This window comes from Nocardia sp. NPDC058497 (assembly GCF_042720195.1).
GTDB lineage: Bacteria > Actinomycetota > Actinomycetes > Mycobacteriales > Mycobacteriaceae > Nocardia.
Map to the genome: position 1 here is coordinate 1 of NZ_JBHXMY010000367.1, position 6,106 is coordinate 6,106.

Annotated in this window: 5 protein-coding genes and 2 pseudogenes; 5 read left to right on the plus strand and 2 right to left on the minus strand. The window is 70.2% G+C overall.

Annotated features, from left to right (window positions below; translation table 11 throughout):
* A pseudogene (locus ACFWPJ_RS22085) lies at nucleotides 1-376 on the plus strand (oxidoreductase); the annotation flags it as partial.
* Nucleotides 377-528: 152 nt separating this feature from the next.
* Here the strand turns inward: ACFWPJ_RS22085 and ACFWPJ_RS22090 are convergent.
* Both ACFWPJ_RS22090 and ACFWPJ_RS22095 read right to left on the minus strand, forming a co-directional pair.
* On the minus strand, nucleotides 529-1,290 hold the full coding sequence (locus tag ACFWPJ_RS22090; RefSeq protein WP_378854160.1) for an RluA family pseudouridine synthase: 762 nt from the start codon (nucleotides 1,288-1,290) through the stop codon (nucleotides 529-531).
* Between the two features lie 41 nt (nucleotides 1,291-1,331).
* The gene (locus ACFWPJ_RS22095) at nucleotides 1,332-2,324 is read right to left on the minus strand and encodes an adenylate/guanylate cyclase domain-containing protein (RefSeq protein ID WP_378854162.1); all 993 of its coding nucleotides are present in this window, start codon (nucleotides 2,322-2,324) and stop codon (nucleotides 1,332-1,334) included.
* Nucleotides 2,325-2,597: 273 nt separating this feature from the next.
* Between ACFWPJ_RS22095 and ACFWPJ_RS22100 the strand changes: the two genes are divergently transcribed.
* From ACFWPJ_RS22100 to ACFWPJ_RS22115, 4 genes and pseudogenes are all read left to right on the plus strand, one after another.
* On the plus strand, nucleotides 2,598-3,479 hold the full coding sequence (locus ACFWPJ_RS22100) for an NAD(P)-binding domain-containing protein (protein WP_378854164.1): 882 nt from the start codon (nucleotides 2,598-2,600) through the stop codon (nucleotides 3,477-3,479).
* Between the two features lie 59 nt (nucleotides 3,480-3,538).
* A complete protein-coding gene (locus ACFWPJ_RS22105; protein WP_378854166.1) occupies nucleotides 3,539-4,198 on the plus strand; it encodes a GAP family protein in 660 nt (219 codons plus the stop codon).
* 16 nt (nucleotides 4,199-4,214) lie between these two features.
* Nucleotides 4,215-5,924, plus strand: coding sequence for a SulP family inorganic anion transporter (locus ACFWPJ_RS22110; RefSeq protein ID WP_378854167.1), 1,710 nt, complete (start codon nucleotides 4,215-4,217; stop codon nucleotides 5,922-5,924).
* A pseudogene (locus tag ACFWPJ_RS22115) lies at nucleotides 5,917-6,106 on the plus strand (hypothetical protein); the annotation flags it as partial. The gene ACFWPJ_RS22110 and the pseudogene ACFWPJ_RS22115, both read left to right, overlap by 8 nt.

A 6,106-nucleotide genomic window follows, 5' to 3' on the forward strand; every position in this document is an offset into this window, starting at 1 on the left:
CGTCGGCGACGCCGCACTGGCCGACGGCCCCGGCGGCGTGCCGCTGCGAATGGCGTGCGCGACCGGCAGCCCGATGGCCTGGCGAGCCGGCGACGCCATCGCCGCGCGCCTGACCGGCCGACCGGTCCCCGACGAGCAGATCGGCTATGCCTCGCAGTGCATCAGCCTCGGCCGCCGCGACGGCATCGTCCAGAAGGTGACCTTCGACGATCAGCCGACCTCCACCGTGCTGACCGGCCGGATCGGCGCTCGCGTCAAGGAATTCGTCTGCGCTGGCGCCGGCTGGAGCATCGCCCACCCGACCCTGCTGATGCCGAGCCGTCGTCGCCGGGTCATCGCGGCCGGCGCCAGGGAGGACCGGTTCGTCAACTCGTGACGGGCGGCCGGCCACACCCCGGCGGCCGTCCATCGGCCGCTGCGCTGAACGTTCACTTTCCCGCCGATCGGTCGAAAATCGGGACGATCTGAGCGTTTGGCGAATGTTCAGCGCATGTCCCGCAGCACTGTCGGCGGACTTCGAGACAGGCCCTAGGCCGGCAGTCGCTCGGCCGCGGTGTGCAGCAGTTCGGCCGCCGCGGCCGGATCGGCGCCAAGCGGCGCCCAGAAGTCGGTGCCCGGGGTGGCTCGCAGGTCCAGGACCGGCGGGTTCAGCCAGTCGGCGTCGAGGCGCAGCTGCCAGGAGTGCAGGTGGGTGCGGGGGAAGGTGGCGGTGCGGTCGAAGAGGGGGTCGCCCAGGATCGGGTGGCCGATCCAGGCCAGCTGGACGCGGATCTGGTGGCGGCGGCCGGTGACCGGCGTGATGGCGAGCAGGGTGTGGTCGCCGTGGCGGGCGACGGTGGCGAACCTGGTCAGCGAGGGATAGTTCTTCGCGGGGAGCAGGTCGGCGTCGTCGACGAACCAGCGTTCGCCCTCGCGCCGGATCGCCTCGCGCGGGGCCGCGATCCGTACGCGGTTCTTGCGGCCGACACTGAGCGGCAGATCGATCGCGCCGCGCTCGGGCAGGTCGGTGCCGGAGACGATCGCCAGGTACGCCTTGCGGGCGGTCTGCTTGGTGAACTGCCTGGTCAGCTGCCCGTGTGCGGCCAGGTCGACGGCCAGCAGGACCAGCCCGGAGGTGACCTTGTCGATCCGGTGCACCGGGTACAGCTGGGTGCCCGCCGCCTGTGCCAACTCGACCAAGTCGGTGTCGTGCCGCTCACCGGTCACCGAGATCCCGGCCGGCTTGTTCAGCGCGAGCACGGCGTCGTCGGCGAACACGGTGTAATGCTCGCGCACGCTCTGCCAGTCCATCTCCACCACGACACCCTAGATAACGGTGTGCCGCCCGCCCGCTAGGAGGCCGCGCGCAGCCGGTGCGGGCGCAGCCGGTTGAAGCCGCGCACCCGCACGCTGCGCAGGTGCCGGATGGCGAATTCGGGATGACCGTCCAGCGCCTCGGCGGCGGCGTCGTCGACGAGGATGTTGCCCGGTCTGGCGACGCCGGTGAGCCGCGCGGCGATATTGACGACCGAGCCGTACAGGTCGCCGAAACGCTGCAGCACCTCGCCGTAGGCGAAGGCCACCCGCAGTTCCGGGGTGCCGCCGACCAGCATCGTCGATTCCTGGATGGCCAGCGAGATCCGCGCCGCGTCCGCTGCTGTCTCGGCCGCGAACATCACTTCGTCGCCGACGTTCTTGATCACCCAGCCACCGTTATCGGTGATCGCCGAGGTGGTGGTCGACTCGAAAGCCTCCAGCAGCGTGGACAATTCGTCGGGATGCAGGTGCCGGGTGAGCCGGGTGAAACCGACCATGTCGGCGAATCCGACGGCCAGCGTCCGCATCGAGTCGGCGCCCGCCTCGGCGTCGATCGCCCGGGCTGCCGCCGCCGCGAGATGCCTGCGCCACACATACGACTGCAACTGTTCGATGCTCGCCATCGTGGATTCGGTGGCTGTCCTGACGCGTTCGTCGAGCGGGATCGCCGGATCGGCCGCGGCGGCCCGCGCCTTGATCTCGGCCAGCACCAGGTCGGCCTGCCATTCGGCCAGCCGGGCCATGCCCTGGCCGATCGTGCGCGCCGCGGCGGCCTGCTGCCGGATATCGGAGGCGGCAACGACATTCATGCTGCGGAAGTTGGTGACCGCGGTGATGTCGATCTGGGTGTAGTCGACCTCGTTGTCCTCGTTCGCCGGGAACCCCAGCGCCGTCCACAACCGCCGCGACTCCGCCTCGGGCACGCCGGACTGCTCGGCGACCTGCGTCCGCGTGTAGCGCCGCGGCCCGCCGAGCAACGCCTCCTCGACGCAGCGCTGCACCAACTCGGTCATCTCGGCATCCGGCATAAGCGAAACTCTACGACGCGCGCTCGCGCCGCAGGTCAGCCCGACCCTACGTTGGAGACCATCACAAATGCGGGCCGTCCGGCTCGGCGGTGCCGACAGCTCGCCGGGTGACGCCCGGCACAGCCCGCCGCCGAGCGCAGTCGTGACCTGATGGGTTACCTGAATGTGAGCAACTGACGGGAAAAGTGCGTACTTGCCGGCCCGCGCGCGCCGCGCCGACACTCGGATCACCGCGACGGTCACCCGATCGCCGCGCAGTGATCGGAGCCGCAGATGACCTCAGTGCAACGACCCTCGGTGACCGTGCTCGGCACCGGATCGATGGGCAGCGCCCTCGCCCAGGCCTTCCTCGCCGCCGGATACCCGACGCACGTGTGGAACCGCGGCTTCGAGCGAACCGCGGCACTGGCCGCCGCGGGCGCGACCGCCCACCGCGACATCACCGACGCCGTCGAAGCGAGTTCGCTGATCATCGCCTCCCTGACCACCTTCGCCGCCACCCGCGAGAGCCTGGCGCCTGCGGCCGATGTCATCGCGGGCCGCGACATCATCACGCTCAACAGTGGAATACCACTCCAGGCAAGGGAATTCGCGCACTGGGCGCACTGCGCGGGCGCCCGCTACCTCGGCGGCGCGATCAAGAACGTGCCGTCGGCCGTCGGCGATCCGGACACGCTGCTGTACTTCGGCGGCGACCGCGAGGTCTTCGACCACCACGCCGGCACCCTGCGCACCCTCGGCGGCGACCTCGAATTCCTCGGCGCCGAACCGGATCTGGCCGCCCTCTACGAATCCGCCGTCGGCGCCACCCTGCTGCCCGCGCTGCTCGGCTTCCTCGACGGCGCGGCGATCCTGGCCGCCCGTGGCTTGCCCGCGCGGACCATGGTCCCGTATTCGGTGAAGTGGCTGCAGATGATCGAGTCGCTGCTGCCGATCCTGGCCGCGGAGATCGACACCAAGGACTACACCCGGCTCGGCTCGAGCGTCGAGTTGTTCCACACCGCCCTCGTCGACGACGTGCAGCTGGCCGCCGAATCAGGGGTCGTCCTGTCCTGGCACTCCACCATGCACGACCTGCTGCGCCGCGCCGTCGACGAGGGCCGCGGCGACCAGAGCATCACCGCCCTGTTCGAATTGATCACCGCGGCACGGTGAGCAGATCTCACCCACAACGTGTGACGCGCGGTCCCATCCAGTCGACCTAGCGTGACCGCATGGGCTCAGTCATCGGTGATCTGCTTCCGCTGGCGGTGGGTGTGGCGATCTCGCCGATCCCCATCGTCGCCGCCATTCTCATGATCCTGTCCAAGAACGCGGGCGGCGCGGCAAAGGGGTTCGCGCTCGGCTGGGTCGGCGGGATTCTGGTTGTGACCGCGGTGGTGACATTGCTCGCCGGGACGCTGGGCGGTTCGGGGGAGAAGGAGCCGTCGGCGGTGGCGTCGTGGCTCAAGATCGTGCTGGGTGCGCTGCTTCTCGTGCTCGCGGCCGAACAGTGGCACGCCCGCTCGGACACCTCGGTGCCTGCCTGGATGCAGGCGATCGACAGCCTCACCGTGGTCAAGGCCGCAGGGCTCGGGGCGCTGCTGTCCGGGGTGAACCCGAAGAACCTGCTGCTGTGCCTGTCTGCCGGTGTGGTCATCGGTTCCGCTGGGCTGAGTGCCGGTGGTGACATCGTGGCGATCGCGGTATTCACTCTGCTTGCCTCGGTGACTGTGCTCGCGGTGGTTATCGGATACGCGCTGGCCGCCGACAAGCTGGGCCCCACCCTCGACAATGCCCGGCAGTGGCTGCAGGCCAACAATCACGCGGTGATGGCGATCGTGCTGCTGGTGATGGGCGCGGTCGTGGTCGGCAAGGGCGTCGGCGGACTCTGACGGTGAGGAGCTTGTCATGAGATCGCTGCCGGTCTTCACCTCACTGCACGGCTACCAACGCGCCTGGCTGCGGCCCGACGTCGTCGCCGGACTCACGGTGTGGGCGGTGCTGGTGCCGGAGGCGCTGGCCTACGCGTCGATCGCGGGCGTGCCGCCGGTCGTCGGCCTCTACGCGGCCGTCCCCGCGCTGGTCCTGTATGCCCTGGCCGGGAGTTCGCGGCATCTCGTCGTCGGCCCGATGTCGGCGACCGCGGCGCTGTCGGCCGCGATCATCACCCCGCTGGCGGGCGCCGACGGCGGCCACTACATCGCGCTGTCGGCGGCGCTGGCCATCGCGACCGGCATCGCGGGCCTGCTGGCCGGGCTGCTGCGGCTCGGTTTCATCGCCGCGTTCATCTCCGAGCCGGTGCTGAAGGGCTTCATCGTCGGCCTCGCCCTGACCATCATCATCGGCCAGGTGCCCAAGCTGTTCGGCGTCGACAAGCACGACGGCAACTTCTTCGAACAGGCTTGGGGCGTCATCCGCAATCTCGGTGACACCCAGTGGCGCACCCTGCTGATCGGCCTGCTCAGTCTCGCGGTCGTGCTCGGCGTGAAGCGCTGGCTGCCGCTCGTGCCAGGCTCGCTGCTGGCCGTGCTGCTCGGCATCGTCGCGGTGCAGCTGTTCGGGCTAGACGACAAGGGCGTCGATATCGTCGGGCACATCGACGCGGGTCTGCCGTCGGTCGGCCTGCCGGACGATGTCGGCTTCGACGACTATCTCGACCTGCTCGGCCCAGCGGTCGGTGTGCTGCTGATCGGTTTCGCGGAGGGACTCGGCGCGGCGAAAACCTATGCGGCCAAGTCGGGCTACTCGATCGACGCCAACCGGGAGCTGTTCGGCCTCGGCGCCGCCAATCTGGGGTCGGGTCTCGGTTCGGGCATGGTGGTGAACGGCAGCCTCTCCAAGACCGCCGTCAATGGCGGCGCGGGCGCGAAGACCCAGCTCAGCGGGCTCGTTGTCGCCGCGCTCACCGTCCTCACCCTGCTGTTCCTCACCGGCCTGTTCGAGAAACTCCCCGAGGCGACGCTGGCCGCGGTGGTGATCGCCGCGGTGATCGAACTCGTCGACATCGCCGCCCTGCGCCGCCTCTACCGGGTCTGGACCCAGCTGCTCGCCAGCATCTACGGCCGCGCGGCCCGCGCCGACTTCCTCGCCGCCATGGCCGCCATGTTCGGCGTCCTGCTGTTCGACACGCTGCCAGGCCTGCTCGTCGGCGTCGGCGTCTCGGTGCTGCTCCTGGTCTACCGGGCGTCCCAGCCGCACGTCGCCGCGCTGGCGAAAGAGGGCTCCCTGTGGCTGGATACGGCCCGCCACCCCGACCTCACCCCGCGTCCCGACCTGCTGGTGGTCCGCGTCGAATCCGCCCTGTTCTTCGCCAACGCCGACAACGTGAAGACCCGCATCAACGACCTGTGCACCGAGTCCACCCGCCTGGTCGTCCTCGACGCCGAAACCTCACCCGCCCTCGACGTCACCGCCGCCGAAATGCTCCTCGACCTGCGTAATGCCCTGGCGCGCAAGCGCATCGACTTCCGCATCGCCCGCTCGGTCGCCCAGTTCGGCGAAGTCCTCGGCTCGGCCGAAGCGGGCGACACCCCGATCGGCATCTACCCGACCGTCGCCGCCGCGGCGGCCGACCTGCCCGAACACCCGATGCCACGACCGAGGAGTACCGATGGGTGAGCTGTTCGTTCTGCTGATCCCGGAGATGATCGGCCTGATGGTCACCCCGGCCGCGATCGCCGGGTGCGTGCTGCTGCTGCAATCGCGGCGCCCGCTAGCCGACCCCGCGGCGGGGGGGGGCGCCGGGGGGGGACTCATACAACCAGGGGGGGGGGCGGGCCCGGGCGGGGGGGGGCCCCCCC